General features: G+C 32.2%; 22 protein-coding genes. 13 read left to right on the plus strand and 9 right to left on the minus strand.

What is annotated here, in order from left to right; all coding sequences use genetic code 11:
• Nucleotides 1-110: 110 nt before the first annotated feature.
• The 3 genes from ACODSB_RS14005 to ACODSB_RS14015 all read left to right on the plus strand — a co-directional run bounded on the left by ACODSB_RS14005 (nucleotide 111) and on the right by ACODSB_RS14015 (nucleotide 3,035).
• A complete protein-coding gene (locus tag ACODSB_RS14005; protein WP_488937507.1) occupies nucleotides 111-1,841 on the plus strand; it encodes a sodium:solute symporter family protein in 1,731 nt (576 codons plus the stop codon).
• A 3-nt stretch (nucleotides 1,842-1,844) separates the two neighbouring features.
• The gene (locus ACODSB_RS14010) at nucleotides 1,845-2,189 is read left to right on the plus strand and encodes a DUF805 domain-containing protein (protein ID WP_488937508.1); all 345 of its coding nucleotides are present in this window, start codon (nucleotides 1,845-1,847) and stop codon (nucleotides 2,187-2,189) included.
• Nucleotides 2,190-2,405: 216 nt separating this feature from the next.
• Nucleotides 2,406-3,035 carry an MCP four helix bundle domain-containing protein gene (locus ACODSB_RS14015; protein WP_256634988.1) on the plus strand — a complete coding sequence of 210 codons (630 nt, stop codon included), beginning with the start codon at nucleotides 2,406-2,408 and terminating at the stop codon, nucleotides 3,033-3,035.
• 1 nt (nucleotide 3,036) lies between these two features.
• On the opposite strand, the gene ACODSB_RS14020 is transcribed toward ACODSB_RS14015, so the two are convergent.
• The 7 genes from ACODSB_RS14020 to ACODSB_RS14050 form a co-directional block, all read right to left on the minus strand.
• A complete protein-coding gene (locus ACODSB_RS14020; protein WP_488937509.1) occupies nucleotides 3,037-3,450 on the minus strand; it encodes a nuclear transport factor 2 family protein in 414 nt (137 codons plus the stop codon).
• Nucleotides 3,450-3,977, minus strand: a complete 528-nt coding sequence (locus tag ACODSB_RS14025; protein ID WP_488937510.1) for a TetR/AcrR family transcriptional regulator — start codon at nucleotides 3,975-3,977, stop codon at nucleotides 3,450-3,452. The genes ACODSB_RS14020 and ACODSB_RS14025 overlap by 1 nt, the downstream gene beginning before the upstream one ends.
• Before the next feature lie 137 nt (nucleotides 3,978-4,114).
• Nucleotides 4,115-4,957, minus strand: coding sequence for a DUF2911 domain-containing protein (locus ACODSB_RS14030; protein WP_488937511.1), 843 nt, complete (start codon nucleotides 4,955-4,957; stop codon nucleotides 4,115-4,117).
• A 71-nt stretch (nucleotides 4,958-5,028) separates the two neighbouring features.
• Nucleotides 5,029-5,691, minus strand: a complete 663-nt coding sequence (locus ACODSB_RS14035; protein WP_488937512.1) for an HAD family hydrolase — start codon at nucleotides 5,689-5,691, stop codon at nucleotides 5,029-5,031.
• A gap of 149 nt (nucleotides 5,692-5,840) precedes the next feature.
• The gene (locus ACODSB_RS14040) at nucleotides 5,841-6,557 is read right to left on the minus strand and encodes a tRNA threonylcarbamoyladenosine dehydratase (protein ID WP_488937513.1); all 717 of its coding nucleotides are present in this window, start codon (nucleotides 6,555-6,557) and stop codon (nucleotides 5,841-5,843) included.
• Nucleotides 6,558-6,733: 176 nt separating this feature from the next.
• Complete coding sequence (locus ACODSB_RS14045) at nucleotides 6,734-7,384, minus strand: TatD family hydrolase (RefSeq protein ID WP_488937514.1); 651 nt, start codon at nucleotides 7,382-7,384, stop codon at nucleotides 6,734-6,736.
• Nucleotides 7,384-7,983 (minus strand): DUF1684 domain-containing protein, encoded by a 600-nt coding sequence (locus ACODSB_RS14050; RefSeq protein ID WP_488937515.1) that lies wholly within the window; start codon nucleotides 7,981-7,983, stop codon nucleotides 7,384-7,386. The genes ACODSB_RS14045 and ACODSB_RS14050 overlap by 1 nt, the downstream gene beginning before the upstream one ends.
• A gap of 98 nt (nucleotides 7,984-8,081) precedes the next feature.
• On the opposite strand from ACODSB_RS14050, the gene ACODSB_RS14055 reads away from it, so the two are divergent.
• The 7 genes from ACODSB_RS14055 (at nucleotide 8,082) to ACODSB_RS14085 (ending at nucleotide 14,899) form a co-directional block, all read left to right on the plus strand.
• Entirely contained in the window at nucleotides 8,082-9,299 is a 1,218-nt protein-coding gene (locus ACODSB_RS14055) for an MDR family MFS transporter (RefSeq protein WP_488937516.1), read from the plus strand.
• Nucleotides 9,300-9,466: 167 nt separating this feature from the next.
• Nucleotides 9,467-9,835 carry a BlaI/MecI/CopY family transcriptional regulator gene (locus ACODSB_RS14060; protein WP_053474181.1) on the plus strand — a complete coding sequence of 123 codons (369 nt, stop codon included), beginning with the start codon at nucleotides 9,467-9,469 and terminating at the stop codon, nucleotides 9,833-9,835.
• A gap of 30 nt (nucleotides 9,836-9,865) precedes the next feature.
• Entirely contained in the window at nucleotides 9,866-11,503 is a 1,638-nt protein-coding gene (locus tag ACODSB_RS14065; protein ID WP_488937517.1) for a M56 family metallopeptidase, read from the plus strand.
• Nucleotides 11,504-11,530: 27 nt separating this feature from the next.
• Nucleotides 11,531-11,899, plus strand: coding sequence for a BlaI/MecI/CopY family transcriptional regulator (locus ACODSB_RS14070; RefSeq protein WP_256634996.1), 369 nt, complete (start codon nucleotides 11,531-11,533; stop codon nucleotides 11,897-11,899).
• 19 nt (nucleotides 11,900-11,918) lie between these two features.
• The gene (locus tag ACODSB_RS14075) at nucleotides 11,919-13,745 is read left to right on the plus strand and encodes a M56 family metallopeptidase (protein WP_488937518.1); all 1,827 of its coding nucleotides are present in this window, start codon (nucleotides 11,919-11,921) and stop codon (nucleotides 13,743-13,745) included.
• Nucleotides 13,746-13,845: 100 nt separating this feature from the next.
• Complete coding sequence (locus tag ACODSB_RS14080; protein ID WP_053474185.1) at nucleotides 13,846-13,986, plus strand: hypothetical protein; 141 nt, start codon at nucleotides 13,846-13,848, stop codon at nucleotides 13,984-13,986.
• Nucleotides 13,987-14,053: 67 nt separating this feature from the next.
• Nucleotides 14,054-14,899, plus strand: a complete 846-nt coding sequence (locus tag ACODSB_RS14085; RefSeq protein WP_256634998.1) for an EamA family transporter — start codon at nucleotides 14,054-14,056, stop codon at nucleotides 14,897-14,899.
• A gap of 64 nt (nucleotides 14,900-14,963) precedes the next feature.
• Here the strand turns inward: ACODSB_RS14085 and ACODSB_RS14090 are convergent, their stop codons facing one another.
• On the minus strand, nucleotides 14,964-15,518 hold the full coding sequence (locus ACODSB_RS14090; RefSeq protein ID WP_488937519.1) for a fasciclin domain-containing protein: 555 nt from the start codon (nucleotides 15,516-15,518) through the stop codon (nucleotides 14,964-14,966).
• A gap of 210 nt (nucleotides 15,519-15,728) precedes the next feature.
• Between ACODSB_RS14090 and ACODSB_RS14095 the strand changes: the two genes are divergently transcribed.
• Genes ACODSB_RS14095 through ACODSB_RS14105 form a run of 3 tightly spaced genes read left to right on the plus strand, consistent with a single transcriptional unit; the run spans nucleotide 15,729 to nucleotide 17,366 of the window.
• A complete protein-coding gene (locus ACODSB_RS14095) occupies nucleotides 15,729-16,256 on the plus strand; it encodes an ExbD/TolR family protein (RefSeq protein ID WP_488937520.1) in 528 nt (175 codons plus the stop codon).
• 24 nt (nucleotides 16,257-16,280) lie between these two features.
• Nucleotides 16,281-16,805: an ExbD/TolR family protein gene (locus ACODSB_RS14100; RefSeq protein ID WP_256635001.1), complete on the plus strand. Its 525-nt coding sequence runs from the start codon at nucleotides 16,281-16,283 to the stop codon at nucleotides 16,803-16,805.
• Nucleotides 16,806-16,832: 27 nt separating this feature from the next.
• A complete protein-coding gene (locus ACODSB_RS14105; protein WP_488937521.1) occupies nucleotides 16,833-17,366 on the plus strand; it encodes an ExbD/TolR family protein in 534 nt (177 codons plus the stop codon).
• Nucleotides 17,367-17,475: 109 nt separating this feature from the next.
• On the opposite strand, the gene rpsA is transcribed toward ACODSB_RS14105, so the two are convergent.
• Entirely contained in the window at nucleotides 17,476-19,254 is a 1,779-nt protein-coding gene (gene rpsA, locus ACODSB_RS14110; protein WP_256635003.1) for a 30S ribosomal protein S1, read from the minus strand.
• Between the last annotated feature and the right edge of the window lie 421 nt (nucleotides 19,255-19,675).

Raw genomic sequence — 19,675 nt, forward strand, 5'->3', positions numbered from 1 at the left:
TGGAAGCAAAAAAAACAAAAAAATGGAAAAAAAGTTACACCTATGTTTTAGTTGCTAACCTCATTTACATTGTGATTTTTTTCTTAATCATGCAATTTTATTCATAACCTATGCAGCTATTTGACTGGATCGTACTTATTGTAACACTTTTATTCATTGTTGGTTACGGTTCCTGGAAAACCAAAGGAAGTAAAAACGTTGAAGATTTTATTTTAGGAAATAACGAAACGCCTTGGTACACCGTTGGACTTTCAGTAATGGCTACTCAGGCCAGCGCAATTACCTTTTTATCTACTCCCGGGCAGGCTTATCATGACGGAATGGGTTTTGTGCAGTTCTATTTTGGACTGCCAATTGCAATGGTTGTTATTTGTTTGACTTTTATTCCGCTTTATCATAAAAACAAGGTTTTTACCGCTTACGAGTTTCTTGAAAAACGATTTGATGTACAAACTCGTTCTCTTGCCGCTATTTTATTTTTAATTCAAAGAGGTTTAGGAACAGGATTGACGATTTATGCTCCGGCCATTATTTTATCGGCACTTTTGGGCTGGAACTTAACCGGTATGAATATTATAATTGGAGTTCTGGTAATTATTTATACTTTTTCAGGAGGAACAAAAGCTGTAAACGTAACGCAGAAACAGCAAATGTTTGTAATTATGTCGGGAATGTTTATCACGTTTTTCCTGATTTTGCATTATCTTCCAAATGATATGACTTTTACAAGCGCGCTGCATATTGCCGGAGCAAATGATAAAATGAATATTGTAGATTTTTCTTTTGATCCGGAAGAAAAATATACGATTTGGAGCGGAATTACAGGCGGATTCTTTTTAGCTCTCGCCTATTTTGGTACAGATCAGTCTCAGGTTGGACGATATTTATCTGGCAAATCGGTAAAGGAAAGCCAAATGGGATTAATCATGAACGGGCTTTTAAAAGTGCCAATGCAATTTTTTATTCTGTTAACCGGAGTTATGGTTTTTGTATTTTTTCAATTCAATCCCGTTCCTTTAAATTTCAATCCGAATAATAAAATTGTAATTGAAAAATCGGCGTATAAAGAAGAATATCATGTTCTTGAAAAAAAGCTGGACAAATTATCTGAAGATAAAAAAGTAATTAACTTACTATATATCGATCAGTTGAATCAGGATTATGACAATCCGATTCTTCGTAAAGAATTAGTCAATTTATCGAATAAGGAAAAAGATTTACGTGATCGTGCCAAAGAAATTATTTCCAGAGCCGACAGTAATAGCGAAACCAACGATAAAGATTATGTCTTTTTCCACTTTATCCTTCATTATTTACCAAAAGGTTTAATTGGTTTATTGCTTGCGGTTATTCTTTCGGCAGCAATGTCATCAACAGCTTCAGGATTAAATGCTTTGGCTTCGACAACGGCGATTGATATTTACAAAAGAAATATCAAAACCGAAAAATCAGAGAAACATTATCTTAATGCAACTAAATTTTTCACACTGTTTTGGGGAGTTATAGCCATCCTTTTTGCCTGCGTAGGAACTTTGTTTGAAAACTTAATTCAGCTTGTAAATATAATTGGTTCGATCTTTTACGGAACTGTTTTGGGAATTTTCCTTGTTGGTTTTTATATAAAACGTGTTCAGGCAAAATCTATGTTTATTAGTGCCTGTATAAGTCAGTTTGTAATTGTAATTATTTATTATTTTATGGTTTACAAACAAGAAAAATTAGGTTATTTATGGCTGAATTTTATTGGCGCTATTTTAACTATAGGCTTGGCTTTGATTTTGCAACTTTTGTTTTTTAAAGGAGATAAAAAGGGTAATGAAGATTTAATTTTAGAAGAATAATTAATGAGATATTTAAAAAATATCTTCTTCTTCTCTGCTTCTTTTTCAGGAAAGGCCGGAAGAATTGAATATGGATTCTATTTATTATTTAGTATTTTATGTGGATACTTTGCACTTTATTTAAACAGTAAAGTTGATTTAGATAATGAGAAAATACTTTACCTGTTTTATGATTGCTTAATTATTTTACTTGTTTTAGTTCCTATGCAAGCTGCTGCAACAAGAAGATTACGAGATTTAAATGCAAATCCCACTTTTATTATTTTTAATTTTATTCCTGTTTTGAATATAGCATTTGCAATGTTTTTATTGTTGGCTAAATCCAAGATTTCAAAAACTATTACTTAATAATAATCTCTTTATCATTGTGGTTAAGCACAATCTTGTCATTCCGAGGAACGAGGAATCGCACTCGTAACTCGACAAAGATTGGTTCTTTTCTTTACGGAATTTCTAGTGCAATTCCTCGTTCCTCGGAATGACAAACTTTACGTAAAGAAAAACAATGAAAAAATTCTAAACAAATCTCTATCTTTGAGTAACCCACTTCTCAAATAGAGCGTTATGAAAGACCATAAAAAATACAGCAATAAAACCAAAGCAGCTTTTATATTGCTGATTGTAATGCTGATAATTTTATTGGGAAATTTCAATACGCTTCGAAATTCTAAAAATGTCAACGACAATATCAACGCCATTTATAAAGATCGATTAGTTGTTGCGCATTATATTTTTCAATATTCGAAACAGCTTCATTTTATAAAATCCGAAGCTGAAAAACTGGATTTAAGCGATAATATTAAAAAAAATGAAATCATTCATACTTTAGATATTATTCACAATATTGATGATTTGTACGCTAAAACAGTTTTAACCAATAACGAGAAAAGACATTTTGATGCTTTTCTGGGTTCTTGCAAGGAAATCAACAAACAAGTTGAAAACAAAAACTGGAATAAAATTGCTTATTCGAGTGCGCAGGCCTTAAAAACTTTAGAATCTTTATCTCAAATTCAAATAAAAGAAGGAAAAGCAAAGCTGGCAAATGCAAATGCGATGTACAGCAAAAACAATAGTTTAGGCCAGCTTCAAATTGCTTTACTTATAATTTTGGGCGGAATTACTTTTTATCTTTTAATTGTAAAGAAAATCAAAAGAAAGATCAAAATTCCAGAACCGCCTAGTATGAATTAGTTTATTTAAATTTCCTGTCTTCTTCTTTTATTTGAAGATCGTTTATGCTGGCATATCTTTTTTGCATTAAACCATTAACGTCAAATTCCCAGTTTTCATTTCCGTAGGCTCTAAACCAATTGCCATTAAGATCCTGATATTCATACTCAAAACGTACTGCAATTCTATTTTCAGTATGTGCCCAATATTCCTTTTTTAGTTTGTAATTTCTCTCTTTCTTCCATTTTTCCGTTAAAAAAGCAACGATTTCCTCGCGTCCGTTTACGAATTTATCTCTGTTTCTCCATTCGCTATCAATAGTATACGCTTTTGAAACTCTTTCTGGATCCTGGCTGTTCCATGCATCTTCTGCCAATTGTATTTTTTCTTTTGCCGTTTCTAAAGTGAAAGGAGGCAACGGTAACTTCTGTTCCATTATTTTAAAATTAAAGTTTGAATTATTTTTTTTGATTGTTCTATTAACTCGTTTGATTTAAACATTTGGCTTTCAATTATACAGCTTTCAAATAATAAATAAACATGATCTGATATTAGTTTATCTTTCAAAATATTTCTGAAAAAATTACGTAAGTCGCTTTTATGGCTTTGAATAACACTCAGAATCTTAACATTATCTGGCGGAATCTCTGAAAGTATATTTAGAAAACTACAGCCTCTAAAGTTTTCTTTTCCATTCATGTAAATCAAAAACTCAAAAGAAGCTAAAACTTTAGAATTTGAATCTTCCACATTATTTGTGAATTTTAGTAATTCGTTAAACCAAAAGGCATGACGCTGCTCTAAAAATGCGACACACAAATCTTCTTTAGATTTAAAGTGCTGGTAAAAACTAGCTTTCGCCACTTTCGATTCCTCAATAATCTGATTGATTCCCGTAGCATTATAACCTTGCTTATGGAATAAAATAAAAGTCTTTTCTAAAATTCGTTCTCTGGGCTGCATCTTCAATAAATTGGATATACAAATATAAAAAATATTTAAATATACAGACAAGTCTGTCTATATTAGTTTCAAAAAAAAAAATCCAAAACTTATAAAGCTTTGGATTTTAGAATTTTTATATTGAAATTTTCAAGAAATTATCTGCTCCATTCAGCGATACTGTCTTTATTCATTTTTACGTAATCTTGATTGTTTGCAGCTTCTGCAGCGGCCAATGAAAGTTTAGCTGTTTCAACAGCACCTTTTTTGTCACCTTGTTTTGCCTGGATTAATGATTTTAATCTTGAAACATAATAAGGTTTATCAGTACTCATGTCTAATGCTTTATCAACATAGGTTTTTGCAGTATCTAAATTTCCGTTTGAAGAAAATAAATATTGTGATGCTGCATAATAATCATTCCAAGTTGGTCCAGCCAATGTTTTTTCGATACTTGCAATTGCATTTTTAGCTGTTGGAACTTCAAATTTTAAAGCAACATGAGAGTTTTCCCAAGCCATTTCTAAATAAGCAAAGTTTTGATCTAAACCATTAATTCCAATTGTAAAAGTTTCAACCGGAGTTGGCAGTGCGTTTTCTTTAACTGTAGTTTTTAAAACAACATAAGATTCGTTCCAGTTTTCAGGTAATCCCCAGTTGTCTGTAGAAAGGTAAAAAATAACTTCCCAGCTTTCAATTTTAGGAATGGTATAAATTGCATATTTTCCTTTTTTCAAAGTTTTACCGTCAATTACAACATCGTCACTAAAATTAATAACAGTATTTTCATTTGCTCCGGTTCTCCAAAGTTTACCAAACGGAACTAAGTTTCCAAAAACAGCTCTTCCTCTCGCTCCCGGTCTTGAATACGTAACTTCAACATCCGTTAAACCCACTGTTTGTTTGATATAAGCTTTTGGACTCGCTTGCGGCGTTCTTACTTGTGCTTCAGCTGCAAAAGGTGCCAAAATGATGGCTAATGCAATAAGTATTTTTTTCATTATTAAGTGTTTGTTTGTTTTTTTCAAATTTACGAATTCAATTACCGAAGAAATGTTAAATTTTACATAATTCAGGCCTTAAGCTGTGATATTTTTTGAGCGTTCAATTCGTTAAAATGATTGATAACGATATCCGCTTCTGATAAATCCTGCAGGTTAGAATGAACACTGTTATAACCTACACAATAAATTCCGGCAGCTTTTGCGGCTTTTACACCATTTGTACTGTCTTCAATAATAATACACTCTTCTTTTGGAGCAATTGACAATGAAGCGGCGTGATTAAAAATAGCAGGATTTGGTTTAGACTGAGGAAAATCTTCACCACTCACAATATGAGAAAAATACTGATGCAGATTAAATCTTGTAAATACGCGTTCAATTGTAACTTTTGAAGCCGACGAAGCTAAAATCAACTGAATTCCGTTTGCGTATATATCTTTAATTAAATCTTCAACTCCTTCTAAAAGATACAAATCTTTTTTGGTGTCAAAAGCATCATTAAAAATATTTCTTTTCCTTTGAATCAAATCTTCTATTTCATGCTCAATTGTCGGGAAAAAGTCTTTTAAACTTTGGAAAGTATTTCTCGTCGAAAATCCGGTAAATGAAGTGTACATTTCCTCAGGGACTTCAATATTTAATTCTGAAAACTGTTTGTAGTAGGCATAACGATGAACGGGTTCTGTATCGACAATTACGCCGTCCATATCAAAAATTACTGTTTTAATCATTTTTTAAGTTTCTAAGTTTCTGAGATTCTAAGTTTTTGTTTTAGGTTTTCTTTGTTTCATGTTTCAAATTACTGGGCTTGGGTAACTTTTATAAAGTTTATTCCGTTAAGAACGTGAAACCTGAAACTTTAAACTTGAAACAAAATCTTCTACTCTTTCTTTAATAAGTATCGAATAACCGTTTCAGCAGCGTGAAGTCCGAATAATCCCGGCATGTAGCTGTTTGTTCCGTAGAAAGATTTTTTGAAGTTTTTTCCGTCGGTTAATTTTAAGCTTTTTTCGTTTTGGATTTCAGATGAAAAAACAACTTTTAATTTGTTGATATTTACCGCTTTTAATCTCTTACGAATTGCTTTTGAGAAATAGCAGTTTATAGTTTTCGAGATATCGCCCACTTTTACTTTAGAAGCCAGCATCTTTCCTCCTGCTCCCATACTACTAATGATTTTTACTCTTTTACGTTTTGCTGCAATAATTAAATTTAGTTTTGGAGTAATACTATCGATGCAGTCTAAAACATAATCAAATTCTGGAGAAACGATTTCAAAAGCTCTTTCCGGAGATAAAAATTCCTGAACTCGTGTTAATTTCAATTCTGGATTAATATCCATTAATCTATCGCCTACAATTTTAATTTTTGCTTCTCCCAATGTAGAATGCAAAGCAGGTAATTGTCTGTTAATGTTTGTAATATCCACAACGTCACCATCAACAATTGTCATATTTCCTACTCCTGCTCTTGCTAAAAATTCAGCTGCAAACGATCCAACACCGCCTAAACCTACTACTAATACATTTGCATTACGCAAATTTTCTAATCCTTCCTTTGTAAATAAAAGCTCGGCTCTTTCTGTCCACTCTGCCATATTATATTTTTTGTTGTTTTTTATTTTTGTTTCAAGTTTAATGTTTCAAGTTCTTTACTGTCTGGCTGAGCGAAGTCGAAGCCCAACATCCTATTGGAGCGCCCTTCGACTTCGCTCAGGGTGACAAACTTATTTCACTTTTTACTATTTACTATTTACTTTTCACTAATTACTAATCACTTTCTTCCAAATACTTCTGCAAAATTACTTGAGATAATATCTTGTAATTCTTTGATTGTAATATTTTTATATTCTGATGCTAAATCGTAAACCTGCTTAATACCCTCTTCAATTGTGTCGGTTTCCAGAAAAAAACGATCGTTTGGGATATTCTGAAAAACGGTTTTTAAATCGGGATTTCTCAATAAATATTTTCCGAAAGAAATATAAAATCCGTCTTTAATTAGTTGTTCTGCCAATTGTTTGTTTTTTGAAAAACCGTGAATAATCATCGGAACAGAAATTTTTAATTTCTTTTTAATTGCTGTCACTTCCTGAAAAGCAGCAACGCAATGAATCACGACTGGTTTTTTATATTTTTCGGCTAAGGCCAATTGTTTTTCGAAAACCAGAATCTGCAGTTCTAACGGAATTTCGATTCGTTTGTCTAAACCGCATTCGCCTATTGCTAAACAATTATCACTTTGCAGTTTATCTCCTATAATTTTCAATTCTAAATCAATTTCGCTTTCCTTAATATGCCACGGATGGATTCCGATAGAATAAAACGGAATAGCCGAATCAAACTCCTGCGGATATTGATTGACCAATTCTACTATATTAGATTGATTTGTAAATTGATGGGTATGGAAATTAAAGAATTTCATTAATGAAATGTTTTCACTCCGGCTTTGATTTCTACTTTTAAATCATTTTCCAGCGGAACAAGCGGACATGAATACTTATGATTGTAAGCACAATACGGATTGTATGCTTGGTTGAAATCGATTGCAATTATTTTTCCTTTTGGGATTTTTAAGTCGATGTATCTTCCGCCAATATAACTTTCTTTACCGCATGTTAAATCAGAAAAAGGAAGGAATAAATGGTCTTTGTATTCTTTTTGTTTAGAAAGTTCAATGTTTCTGTAAACGTTCAACTTCATTGCAACACCATTTATAGTGAAAGATAAAGTGCCGTATTTTATATATTGAGGCGTTCTTGTTCCGGTAGTTTTCATTTCGAAAACTTTTTCATTGACTGCTTTTTCAAATTTTGCGTTTACAAAATACTTTCCATCAATTGGGTAAAAATCTAAAGTTTTAAAAGTCTTTAAATCTTCTTCCATTAACGGACTTGTCTTAGCATCAGCATATTCTGAGTTTATTTGCTTTTGGAATTTTTCAGCTTCAGTCTTGCTGAATTTACTTTGGCTAAAGCCAAAACTAAAAGCAAGAAGCAGAATAAGGGCAATAGAATTTTTCATCTTTGGAAATTTTATGCAAAAATAGTTTAAAAGTAACAAAGCAACAACCGTTGTACGTGACAAAGTTTCCTAACTTTGTGGCAAATACAATAATTATAATGCTCAAAACTGCCGCAAACCATTATTTCAACAATTTTAGAGGTTTTACAAGAGAAATTTGGATACTTACATTAATTACTTTCATAAATCGTGCGGGTACAATGGTACTGCCTTTTTTATCAAAATATTTAAATGAAGATTTAAAATTTTCTTTAGATCAGGTAACCTGGATTATGGTTTCTTTTGGTTTGGGATCTATGCTGGGTTCCTGGCTTGGAGGAAAGCTTTCTGATAAAATTGGTTTTTACAAAATCATGGTTTTTAGTCTGTTTACGAGCGGAGTATCTCTTTTCTTTATTCAATATATCACTTCTTTCTGGGGACTTTGCATTGCAATGTTTGTATTAATGACAATTGCCGATATGTTTCGTCCTGCCATGTTTGTTTCACTTGGTGCTTATGCAAAACCAGAAAATAGAACACGTGCCTTGACTTTAGTTCGTCTTGCCGTAAATTTAGGCTTTGCTGCCGGTCCGGCACTTGGAGGTCTAATCATTATAGGAATGGGGTATTCAGGTTTATTTTGGGTTGACGGAGCTTCTTGTATTGTTTCCATATCTATTTTTGCATTATTAGTTAAAGAAAAGAAAAAAGTCGATCATGGTGATAAAACCGAAAGTGTAACAAACGTAAAATCAGTATTTCATGATAAAATATTCTGGGTTTTCTTATTTGTGAGTTTTATTACGGCTATTATTTTCTTTCAGCTTTTCACCACTTTACCTTTATATCATCATAAACAATATGGTTTAAACGAATTTCAAACCGGACTTTTAATGACTTTAAACGGACTTTTGATTTTTGCTTTAGAAATGCCAACGGTTGGTTTTATGGAAAGAAAAGGTTTTCCAAAAATCAAAATCATCATTATAGGATCATTTGTAATGGCATTGAGTTTCTTTTTATTATTAATTAATGTTTGGGCCGGAATCCTGGTTATCAGCATGATTTGTATTTCGATTGGAGAAATTCTAACCTTCCCTTTTTCGAATGCATTTGCTTTAAGCCGTGCGCCTCGTGGTCAGGAAGGGCGTTATATGGCTTTGTATACCATGAGTTTTAGTTTAGCACATATTTTTAGCACTATGCTAGGTTTTGGAATCGCTGATCATTTTGGTTATCAAAAAAACTGGCTTTTTATGGCCTCTATCGGAATCCTGGCTACGCTTTGCTGCCTTTGGATTAGAAAAGCTTTACTTCTGGAGAAAAATAAATAAATTTAACCTTTACACGTAAATACTTATAATTCAAATCATTAACTTTGATTTTGAATAGCTTTTCTATGCTTTTAATTCAGCTTTAAACGAAATTTTTAGTTAAATAACTATATTTATAGTTGCGTAACTAAAAAAATAGTTGTAGGTTTGAATTAAAATTAGAAAACATGCAAAAGTTAACCAATAAAGAAGAAGAGATAATGCAGATTTTATGGAAGCTTAAAAAAGCATTCGTAAAAGAAATTCAGGCAGAGATAACGGAAGACCAGCCGCATTATAATACACTTTCGACAATTGTTAGAAATCTGGAAGAAAAAGGTTTTGTGGCACACAATGCTTTTGGAAATACACATCAATACTATCCAACAGTAACTCTTGAAGCGTACAGCAAAAAATATATGAAAACGGCTATTGATAATTATTTCAACAGTTCCTATAAAAATATGGTTTCATTTTTTGCCAAAGAAGAAAAAATTTCGGCAGATGAATTACGCGAAATTCTGGCAATGATCGAAAATCCAAAAGACAATAAATAACAGTAAAATAAACGAAGAAAAACGACAGTTATGGAATCAATATTTGTTTATATCGCAAAATCGGCTGGCTTAGTGGCAATATTTTACTGTGCTTATTATTTTTTACTTCGAAAAGAAACTTTCTTTACTAGTAACAGATGGTTTTTACTTACTGGTTTAATTACTTCGGTTGTACTTCCATTAATAGTTTATACTAAAGTTGTTTGGGTAAACCCTACTCCTATTCCAAATTTAAATTTTTCTGGTACAAATCTTATTCAAAATACTGAAAGCAAAGCCTTTGAAATAAACTGGATCTACGTTATGTTATCTATTTATTGTATTGGTCTTTTAGTTTTTCTGATAAAATTTGCAATGGATTTTTACAGTTTGAATTCTATTTTAAAAGGAAAAAAAGTACATCAGCAGGCTGATTTTAAATTTATTGATACAAACGAAAATATTCCTCCTTTTTCTTATTTCGAATATATCGTATACAACTCATCAATGTATACGCCTGCAGAATTAGAAAATATTATTGAACATGAAAAAGTGCACAGCGATCAAAATCATACTATTGATGTTTTGATATCACGAGCTTTTTGTATGCTTTTTTGGTTCAATCCTATTATATGGCTTTATAAAAAGGCAATTATTCAGAATTTAGAATTTATCGCCGATAAAGAAGCCGCTAAAAAATTATCAGACAAAAAAGCGTATCAATACACGCTTTTAAAAATAACAACACACGAAAGCTGTGTTGCCATTACCAATCATTTTTATCAATCATTAATCAAAAAACGAATTGTCATGTTAAACAAAAATCAATCAAAAAAAAGAAATTCCTGGAAGTATTATGTTGTAATTCCTGCACTTGCAGCATTTGTATTATTGTTTCAAATTGAAGTAGTTGCAAAAGAAAGACAACAAACTGTAAAAGAAGTTTCGGGAGAAATTAAATCTGTAGATGTTTACAAAATCAAGAAAAACTCAACAGATGCGGATTTGGAAAAAATCAAAGAGAATTTAAAAAAACTTCACAATGTTGATTTTGAAGTTTCTGATGTAAAAAGAAATGCTGAGAACTATTTGACTTCACTTAAAGTTGCTATTAAAAACGGAAAGCAGCAAGCACAATCTATTCAGGTTAACGGCGATAAAGCGATTAAAGATTTTGGAGTAATTGTTACTACAGATGAAAAAGGTCAAAAAAATGTTGGTATTCAAACTGATGACGATGCGAAAACTAAAGTTGCCATTAGTAAAAAAATTAGCCTTATTGATGCATCTGAACCTGATAATACGAAGACTACAACCAGCAAAACACTAATCACTAAAATTGATACCAATGTTAACGATAATACTAATACTAGTACAAAAACTAATAGTAATGCTAACACAAATACTAGCACTACTGTAACTATTGATACAGATAATAAGACTAATACTAAAGTTATTACGACCACGAATGGTTCTGTTATTGCCATTTCGAATGATACAAAAGTCAACGGTAAAGTATTAGAAAGTCTTGTAATTGTTGACGGAAAGGAAATGCCTGCTGGTTTTGATATTGAAGATATTGATGCAAAAGATATTAAATCTGTAAATGTTTACAAAGGAATAAATGCAGTAACTAAATATGGAGACAAAGGCTCAAATGGTGTAATTGAGATAGAAACAAAGCATTAAGAAGCTGGTAATTTTAAAAATCTGAAAATGCAAAAACTAACCAATAAAGAAGAAGAAATAATGCACATTTTATGGAAGCTCAAAAAGGCATTCGTAAAAGAAATTCAGGCAGAAATTACAGAAGATCAGCCGCATTATAACACGCTTTCGACTATAGTTCGAAATCTGGAGGAAAAAGGTTTTGTGGCGCATAATGCTTTTGGAAACACACATCAATATTATCCGGCTGTAACTCTGGAAGCTTACAGTAAAAAGTATATGAATACGGCCATTGATAATTATTTCAACAGCTCTTATAAAAATATGGTTTCGTTTTTTGCCAAAGAAGAAAAAATTTCGGCAGATGAATTACGCGAAATCCTGGCTATGATTGAAAATCCAAACGAAAAAAAATAAACAAAGTAAAATAATCATTATGGAAGCACTTTTCATTTTCATCATCAAATCAAGTGGTTTAATCGCTTTGTTTTATTTTTCATACTTTTTTTTACTGCGAAAAGAAACCTTCTTCAATAGCAGCAGATGGTTTTTACTAGCCGGTTTAATAACATCAATTGTTTTACCGTTTGTTGTTTACACAAAAGTAGTCTGGATTGATCCAGTTCCTGTTTCGGTTGATTATGCGCCAGTTGTGAACTATCACTACACTCCAAATTATCATCCGCAAATTGCTGAAGAAGAATCTTTTGAAATAAACTGGAATCTGGTTTCATTAGGTATTTACGCACTTGGATTTGCTGCTTTTATGATAAAATTCGGAATTGATTTCTACAGTTTGAATTCTGTTTTAAAAGGAAAAAAAGTAGAACAACAGGCCGATTTCAAATTTGTAGATGTTGAAGAAAACATTGCTCCATTTTCTTATTTTGATTATATCGTTTACAATTCATCAATGTACAGCGAATCTGAATTAGAAAGTATTTTAGAGCATGAAAAAGTGCACAGTGATCAACATCATACTGTTGATGTAATTATTTCGAGGATTTTCTGTATCCTGTTTTGGTTTAACCCAATTATCTGGCTTTACAAAAAAGCAATTCTTCAAAATTTAGAATTCATTGCAGATAATGAAGCGGCTAAAAAAATATCAGACAAAAAAGCATATCAATACACGCTTTTAAAAATCACAACACATGAAACATGTGTTGCCATCACCAATCATTTTTATCAATCATTAATCAAAAAACGAATTGTTATGTTAAACAAAAATCAATCAAAAAAATGGAATTACTGGAAATATTCTGCCATAATTCCGGCACTTGGAGCGTTTGTTCTCTTGTTCCAAATTAAAACAATTGCACAGGAGAAAAAAGAACTTAAAGAAAAAACTGAAAAAGCTGCTTTGGCCTCTATAATTCAGGATGGAGAAGTTTATAAAATCACAAAATCGACTACAGATCAGGAATTAAAAGATTTAACCGCAAAATTAAAATCAGAACATAATGTTGATTTAGAAATTTCGAATGTTAAAAGAAACAGTGATAATGAACTAATAGCTATTAAAATTAGAGTTGTTAAGGAAAGCGGTAAAGTACATGTTATTGATATGAATAGTACTAAAGCCTTAAAAGACTGCAGTATTGTAATCGATAAAGATGAAGACGGTACAAAAAATGTAACCTTAGTAACTGATGATGAAATAGGCAATCCTGCACTAACTCAAAATCGTGATGTTGTAGTAAGAAACTTCGAAAATGATGTTACTCCGGAAGATCGTTCTTCACCAGTTCCTCCTGCTCCACTTGTTGCGCCAATTGCTCCGGTTTTCCCTATTGGACCAATGCCACCAGCTCCAGTTATTGACATGTCAAAAATGCCAAAACCACCAGTTGCTCCGGCAAGTCCAAAAGATAAAGTGGCTTGGGCTAAATTTGAAAAAGAAATGGCTGAATTTGAAAAAAAGATGGAAGCTTTTGAACCGGATCTTTCTGCTTACGAAAAACAAATTGATGCTATGATGGCACAGCGTGAAGCCATTTTTGAAAAACAAATGGAGAAATATGAAGTTGCCATGCAAAAATTCAATTTTGATATGGATAAATTCAGTCAGGATGTGGAAATCAAATATGGCAGAGATTCTCAAGAATATCAAAGAAGCATAAAGCAATATGAAAATGACATGAAACAGCATCAGCTTGACATGAAACAACATGAAAAAGATATGAAGCAGTTTGAAAAAGACATGAAACAACGTGAAAAGGAATTGAAAAAATGGGAAAAGGAAAACAGTAAAAAATCCTAAACATTATTTCAATCAATAAATAATCAATTTATTTTGAAGCTAAAAAAGACTTTGTGAGTAACAAAGTCTTTTTTTATATCTTTGAAAAAACAAATCTGCCATGTATAAAATTTTAGCCAAACTAAATAAAATGCTACTGCCTAGTTTTACTAAACAAGGTCTGGATATTTCTAAAGCAAAAAAATGGCAAATGGCGATCATTGGCTATCGTGCATATGTTACTAAACGAGCTTTAGGATAATCAATTAAAAAATACTTTTGTTTCAGACAGCAGAAATAATTGATTTATTTTCTGCAATATCATATTTATGAAAAATAAAGAATTCAACCTTCCTCCTGTTCCGGCAGTTTTATTAGCAATTATAAGTGTACAATGCGGCGCTGCGATTGCAAAAACACTTTTCCCTGCAATTGGTGCAGCAGGAACGGCATCTATACGTATTGGTGTTTCGGCATTAATTTTATTATTGGCTTACAGGCCAAATTTAAAAGCGATTACGCCGGCGCAATGGAAAATTGTAATTCCGTATGGTTTGTCATTGGGGGCAATGAATTTGATTTTTTATTTTGCTATAGAACGAATTCCAATTGGTCTGGCTGTGACTTTAGAGTTTATGGGACCATTATTAGTGGCTATTATAGGCTCAAAACGTTTGATAGATTATTGCTGGGTTTTACTCGCCGCAATGGGAATTGTTTTAATAGCACCGTGGACAAATGATCGCTTGGATATTTTAGGAGTTGTATTTGCTCTTTTAGCTGGTGCACTTTGGGCAGCTTATATCGTTTTAGGCGGAAAAATTTCAAAAATAATGAATGGCGGTCAGGCCGTCTCAACCGGAATGCTATTTGCTGCAATATTAATTTTGCCTTTTGGATTCCTTGAAAACGGATTAGCTAATCTTACTCCAAAACTCTTCGGAATGGGTATTGCGCTTGCGCTTTTATCTAGTGCGATTCCGTTTACTTTAGAAATGAAAGCTTTAGGTCAGCTTCCTCCGCGTACGTTTAGTATTTTAATGAGTTTAGAGCCTGCAGCTGCTTCTATTTGCGGATTTATCTTTCTACAGGAAAACTTAAGCTTTTACGAAATTTTGGCTGTATTGTGTGTTGTAATTGCGTCTGCGGGAAGTACTTTGACCGCAAAGAAATAAAAAAAGCCCTGCATATAACTGCAAGGCTTCTTCATTGTAGGCATTCAATTTTTGGAGGTCTTAATTATTTTTTAGGCAATAATACTGCATCAACTACATGAATTACACCATTTGACTGGTTAACATCTGCAATTGTTACTTTTGCTTCACCACCATTTTCATCGCTGATATATAAGTCTTTTCCTTTCATCCAAGCCGTAAGAGTTCCACCGCTAACTGTTTTAATAGTAGCTTTTCCTTTACCTGCTTTTATTGCTTTTGCAATATCAGATGCATTCCATTTTCCTGCAGCAACATGATAGGTCAAGATCGTTTGCAGCATTTTTTTATTTTCCGGTTTCAATAATGTTTCCACAGTTCCTGCTGGTAATTTATCAAATGCTGCATTTGTTGGAGCAAAAACAGTGAATGGTCCTTTGCCTTGTAAGGTTTCAACTAAATCGGCAGCTTTTACTGCGGCAACAAGCGTTGTGTGATCTTTTGAATTAACGGCATTCTTAATAATATTTTTGTTAGGATACATTGCTGCTCCACCAACCATTACTGTTTTTTGAGCAAATGATGTAAATCCGAATGATAATGTTAAAATTGCTGCGGCTAAAAAATTTCTAGTTTTCATAATTATTATTTTAAGTTATATGTTCATTTACGGGGATATATTTGTTTTGGTTTTACGAAAAATTAAAATAATTAAAAAATCATTGAAAAATCCGCAATAACCACTGAAAAACAAGCCTTTAATCTTAAAATTATTTTTCATTATTTTTTAAGATCATGATGAATTTTGCTTTCTTTTTATCACTAAATTTAGATTCAAAACATCTTCATTATGCAAAATCTACCTAAAAAAGTAAGAAGTAAAAAATTGAGCTCAAGAGTTGATTTAACTGCAATGGTCAGTGTTTCCTTTTTATTGATTATATTTTTTATGCTTGTTGGTGAATTATCAAAAGCAAAAGTTTTAGTATATGATACAGGACGAGATAGAGGTTGCTGTGACTGCCCTCCTCCTCATTATGGAGAGAATAGATCAATAACTGTAATGCTAGGTGAAAATAATAAATTGATATATTACATGGGGATTTTAAGTTCTCCGATAATTGCACCGAAAGAAATTAAATACGGTAAAGAGGGAATTCGTCAGGAATTGTTAAAGAGAAATAAAAGCATGCTTGAATATTCAGCCGCTTTAGGAAAACCCGGAAGAGGACTTACTGTAATTATAAAACCGAGTAAAAAATCTAACTTTAAAAATCTAGTTGATATTTTAGATGAAATGGCAATTGCTAATATTGAAACCTATGCAATAGTACCTGAGTTTACTCCACAAGAATCTAATTTATTGGCTTCAAAATAATTCTTATTAACTTAAATCTAAATTATGAAAAACCTGCCTCAAAGAGTAAGAAGTAAAAAATTGAGTTCAAGAGTTGATTTGACTGCAATGGTCAGTGTTTCGTTTTTACTAATCATATTTTTCATGCTTGTTGGTGAATTATCAAAAGCAAAAGTTATGGATTTAAGTCTTCCGGACAAAGAAGGCGGCCATGGCTGTCCTGGCTGTATTAGAGGAAATCGTTTATATACAATTTTGCTTGACCAAAATGATAAAATAATAACTTATTCGGGTATATTAGAATTTGACCAGAATACGGTGAAAAAAGTTGAATTTGGAAAGGATGCAATTCGTAAGGAAGTATTTCAAAAAAAGAAAGAAGTAAGTGATTACATGATATCGGTAGGAAAACCAAGAAATGGTGTAATCGTAGTTATAAAACCAAGTCCAAAAAGTAATTTTAAAAATTTGGTCGAGATTTTAGATGAAATGAGAATAGCAAATATCAATACTTTTTCAATTGTCGATGAATTTACTACTGAAGAATCTAATTTATTGGCTTCAAAATAATTTCTTAATTAACTTAAATCTAAATCTATGAAAAATCTGCCTCAAAAAGTAAGAAGTAAAAAATTGAGCTCAAGAGTTGATTTGACTGCAATGGTCAGTGTTTCATTTTTGTTGATTATATTTTTCATGCTTGTTGGTGAATTATCTAAGCCAAAAGTTATGGAATACAATTTACCAAATTATGATGATGACGAATGGCGTTTTACAGGTTGTGTGCTCCATGATGAAAACCGTGTTTTAACACTTTTACTTGATGATAATAACAAAATAATTACTTATTCAGGATTATTATTTTTTCCAATTGAAGCACCAAAAGCAATACAATACGGAAAAAATGGAATCAGAAAAGAGCTATTAGAACGAAATAGAAAAGTTTTAGAATATTCAGCACAACGAGGAAAACCTGGCAGAGGAATTACTGTAATTATAAAACCAAGTAAAAAATCTAATTATGGTAATTTGGTTGATATTTTAGATGAAATGAAAATTACTGGTATAAATTCCTATTCCATTGTAGATTATTATACTCCGAAAGAAGAAAATTTATTAGCAATTAAATAAAGTTCAATTCTGTAAAAACTTTAAACATGAAACAAAGAAAACCTAAAACAAAATGAATAAAAAAAGTCCCACATTTCTGTGGGACTTTCTATTTAAAGAAAACTAAGAATTATTTTTTCTCAGTTTTTTCCATTTTAGCTTTTAATGCAGCTAATACATCATTGTTATCTCCTAAAGTTGCAGCTGGTGCATTTGTAGTAGAAGCAGATGAAGTATTTTCAGTTGCAGCTTTCACGTTTTTCTCTTCTTCTTCACGGAAGATAGCAGTGTGAGAAGCAACTACTCTTTTGAATTCTTTGTTGAATTCGATTACTTTGAAATCAGCAGTATCACCTTTTTTCAATTTCTTTCCGTCTTCTTTTTCAAGGTGACGAGTAGGAATGAAAGCAACGATATCATCTCCGAATTCTACAGTAGCTCCTTTGTCAACGATTTCAGAAATTTCACCATTGTGGATAGTTCCTACAGCGAAAGAATCTTCGTATTGATCCCAAGGATTAGCAGTAGTTTGTTTGTGACCTAAAGATAATTTACGTCCTTCAACATCTAATTCTAATACAACTACATCAAGTTTTTCACCAACATTTACAAATTCAGATGGGTGTTTGATTTTCTTAGTCCAAGAAAGGTCAGAGATGTAAATTAATCCATCAATTCCTTCTTCTAATTCTACGAAAATACCAAAGTTTGTAAAGTTTCTAACGATACCTGTATGTTTAGAACCTACTGGGTATTTAGAAGTAATGTCAGTCCATGGATCTTGAGTCAATTGTTTGATACCTAATGACATCTTACGATCATCTCTGTCAAGAGTTAAGATAACTGCTTCAACAACATCTCCAACTTTCACGAAGTCCTGAGCAGAACGTAAGTGAGTTGACCATGACATTTCAGAAACGTGGATTAAACCTTCAACACCTTCAGCAACTTCGATAAATGCACCGTAATCAGCGATTACAACTACTTTACCTTTTACTTTATCACCAATTGTTAAATTAGCATCTAAAGCATCCCATGGGTGAGCGTTTAATTGTTTCAATCCTAATTGAATTCTTGTTTTCTCATCATCGAAATCAAGGATTACAACGTTTAATTTTTGGTCTAATTCAAGAACTTCACTTGGGTGGTTGATTCTGCTCCAAGAAAGGTCAGTAATGTGAATTAATCCGTCAACACCACCTAAGTCAATGAACACACCATAAGAAGTAATGTTTTTAACAACACCTTCTAATACTTGTCCTTTTTGTAATTGACCGATGATTTCTTTTTTCTGTACTTCGATATCAGCTTCGATAAGCGCTTTATGAGATACAACAACGTTTTTGAATTCGTGGTTAATTTTTACCACTTTGAATTCCATCATTTTGTTTACATATACATCGTAGTCTCTAATTGGCTTAACGTCAATTTGAGAACCAGGTAAGAAAGCTTCGATACCAAAAACGTCAACGATCATACCACCTTTAGTTCTGCATTTTACAAAACCATTAACGATTTCACCTGTTTCGTTTGCTGCGATAACTCTATCCCATGATTTAATAGTACGAGCTTTTCTGTGAGATAATACTAATTGACCTGTTTTATCCTCACGGATGTCGATTAATACTTCTACTTTGTCACCCACTTTTAAGTTTGGGTTGTAACGGAATTCGTTTAAAGAAATAACACCTTCCGATTTTGCGTTGATATCAACGATAACGTCTCTATCTGTAATTCTTACAACTACACCTTCAACTACTTCTTCTTGATCTGTAGCGATGAAAGTTTTAGATACTAGTTCTTCGAATTCTTGTAAGTTTTTCTCGTCAACTGCATCAATTCCTTCTTGGAAGTTATGCCAGTTAAAATTCGCTAAAAACTCTTCTTGTGTTTTTGTTTGTTCAGACATGCTGATAAAAAAATTTGTATTCTGTTTTTCTCGAGTTTCATAAAGCAGTAGAAAATACAGAAGTTGTTTTACATAAATGGTTGATACCTAAAGGAAACTCTTCTTCGCCAAAAGGACTGCAAAATTACTACAAATATTTGTACTTACAAAATAATTGCAGATGATTATCAGTCAATTGTTCAGGAGCAGAACATTTTAAGCTTTTCAAGACCAAAAGTCCCGCTTTCGCTCTTATCTTTTATGGTCTCGTTCTAAAAACGAGACCATAAAAGGATAACCGCTCTATCGGGGCTAAATGAGACGTTTAGCAGCTTTTAAGAACCATTTCATATCAGGCTGAGCGAAATCGAAGCCTTTATCGGTAACAATGGGCTTCGACTCGCTCAGCCTGACAATCGTTTTCACAATAAGAAACCCGACA

It is taken from the genome of Flavobacterium sp. FG68, assembly GCF_057808895.1.

Coding starts and splice junctions, on each gene's coding strand:
- ACODSB_RS14070 (WP_256634996.1), top strand. CDS start 11,531: ATGCAAAAACTAACCAATAAAGAAGAAGAAATAATGCACATTTTATGG.
- ACODSB_RS14050 (WP_488937515.1), bottom strand. CDS start 7,983: ATGAAAAATTCTATTGCCCTTATTCTGCTTCTTGCTTTTAGTTTTGGC.
- ACODSB_RS14030 (WP_488937511.1), bottom strand. CDS start 4,957: ATGAAAAAAATACTTATTGCATTAGCCATCATTTTGGCACCTTTTGCA.
- ACODSB_RS14075 (WP_488937518.1), top strand. CDS start 11,919: ATGGAAGCACTTTTCATTTTCATCATCAAATCAAGTGGTTTAATCGCT.
- ACODSB_RS14035 (WP_488937512.1), bottom strand. CDS start 5,691: ATGATTAAAACAGTAATTTTTGATATGGACGGCGTAATTGTCGATACA.
- ACODSB_RS14010 (WP_488937508.1), top strand. CDS start 1,845: ATGAGATATTTAAAAAATATCTTCTTCTTCTCTGCTTCTTTTTCAGGA.
- ACODSB_RS14060 (WP_053474181.1), top strand. CDS start 9,467: ATGCAAAAGTTAACCAATAAAGAAGAAGAGATAATGCAGATTTTATGG.
- ACODSB_RS14055 (WP_488937516.1), top strand. CDS start 8,082: ATGCTCAAAACTGCCGCAAACCATTATTTCAACAATTTTAGAGGTTTT.
- ACODSB_RS14085 (WP_256634998.1), top strand. CDS start 14,054: ATGAAAAATAAAGAATTCAACCTTCCTCCTGTTCCGGCAGTTTTATTA.
- ACODSB_RS14040 (WP_488937513.1), bottom strand. CDS start 6,557: ATGGCAGAGTGGACAGAAAGAGCCGAGCTTTTATTTACAAAGGAAGGA.
- ACODSB_RS14065 (WP_488937517.1), top strand. CDS start 9,866: ATGGAATCAATATTTGTTTATATCGCAAAATCGGCTGGCTTAGTGGCA.
- ACODSB_RS14015 (WP_256634988.1), top strand. CDS start 2,406: ATGAAAGACCATAAAAAATACAGCAATAAAACCAAAGCAGCTTTTATA.
- ACODSB_RS14095 (WP_488937520.1), top strand. CDS start 15,729: ATGCAAAATCTACCTAAAAAAGTAAGAAGTAAAAAATTGAGCTCAAGA.
- ACODSB_RS14080 (WP_053474185.1), top strand. CDS start 13,846: ATGTATAAAATTTTAGCCAAACTAAATAAAATGCTACTGCCTAGTTTT.
- ACODSB_RS14100 (WP_256635001.1), top strand. CDS start 16,281: ATGAAAAACCTGCCTCAAAGAGTAAGAAGTAAAAAATTGAGTTCAAGA.
- ACODSB_RS14105 (WP_488937521.1), top strand. CDS start 16,833: ATGAAAAATCTGCCTCAAAAAGTAAGAAGTAAAAAATTGAGCTCAAGA.
- ACODSB_RS14005 (WP_488937507.1), top strand. CDS start 111: ATGCAGCTATTTGACTGGATCGTACTTATTGTAACACTTTTATTCATT.
- ACODSB_RS14025 (WP_488937510.1), bottom strand. CDS start 3,977: ATGCAGCCCAGAGAACGAATTTTAGAAAAGACTTTTATTTTATTCCAT.
- ACODSB_RS14045 (WP_488937514.1), bottom strand. CDS start 7,384: ATGAAATTCTTTAATTTCCATACCCATCAATTTACAAATCAATCTAAT.
- rpsA (WP_256635003.1), bottom strand. CDS start 19,254: ATGTCTGAACAAACAAAAACACAAGAAGAGTTTTTAGCGAATTTTAAC.
- ACODSB_RS14090 (WP_488937519.1), bottom strand. CDS start 15,518: ATGAAAACTAGAAATTTTTTAGCCGCAGCAATTTTAACATTATCATTC.
- ACODSB_RS14020 (WP_488937509.1), bottom strand. CDS start 3,450: ATGGAACAGAAGTTACCGTTGCCTCCTTTCACTTTAGAAACGGCAAAA.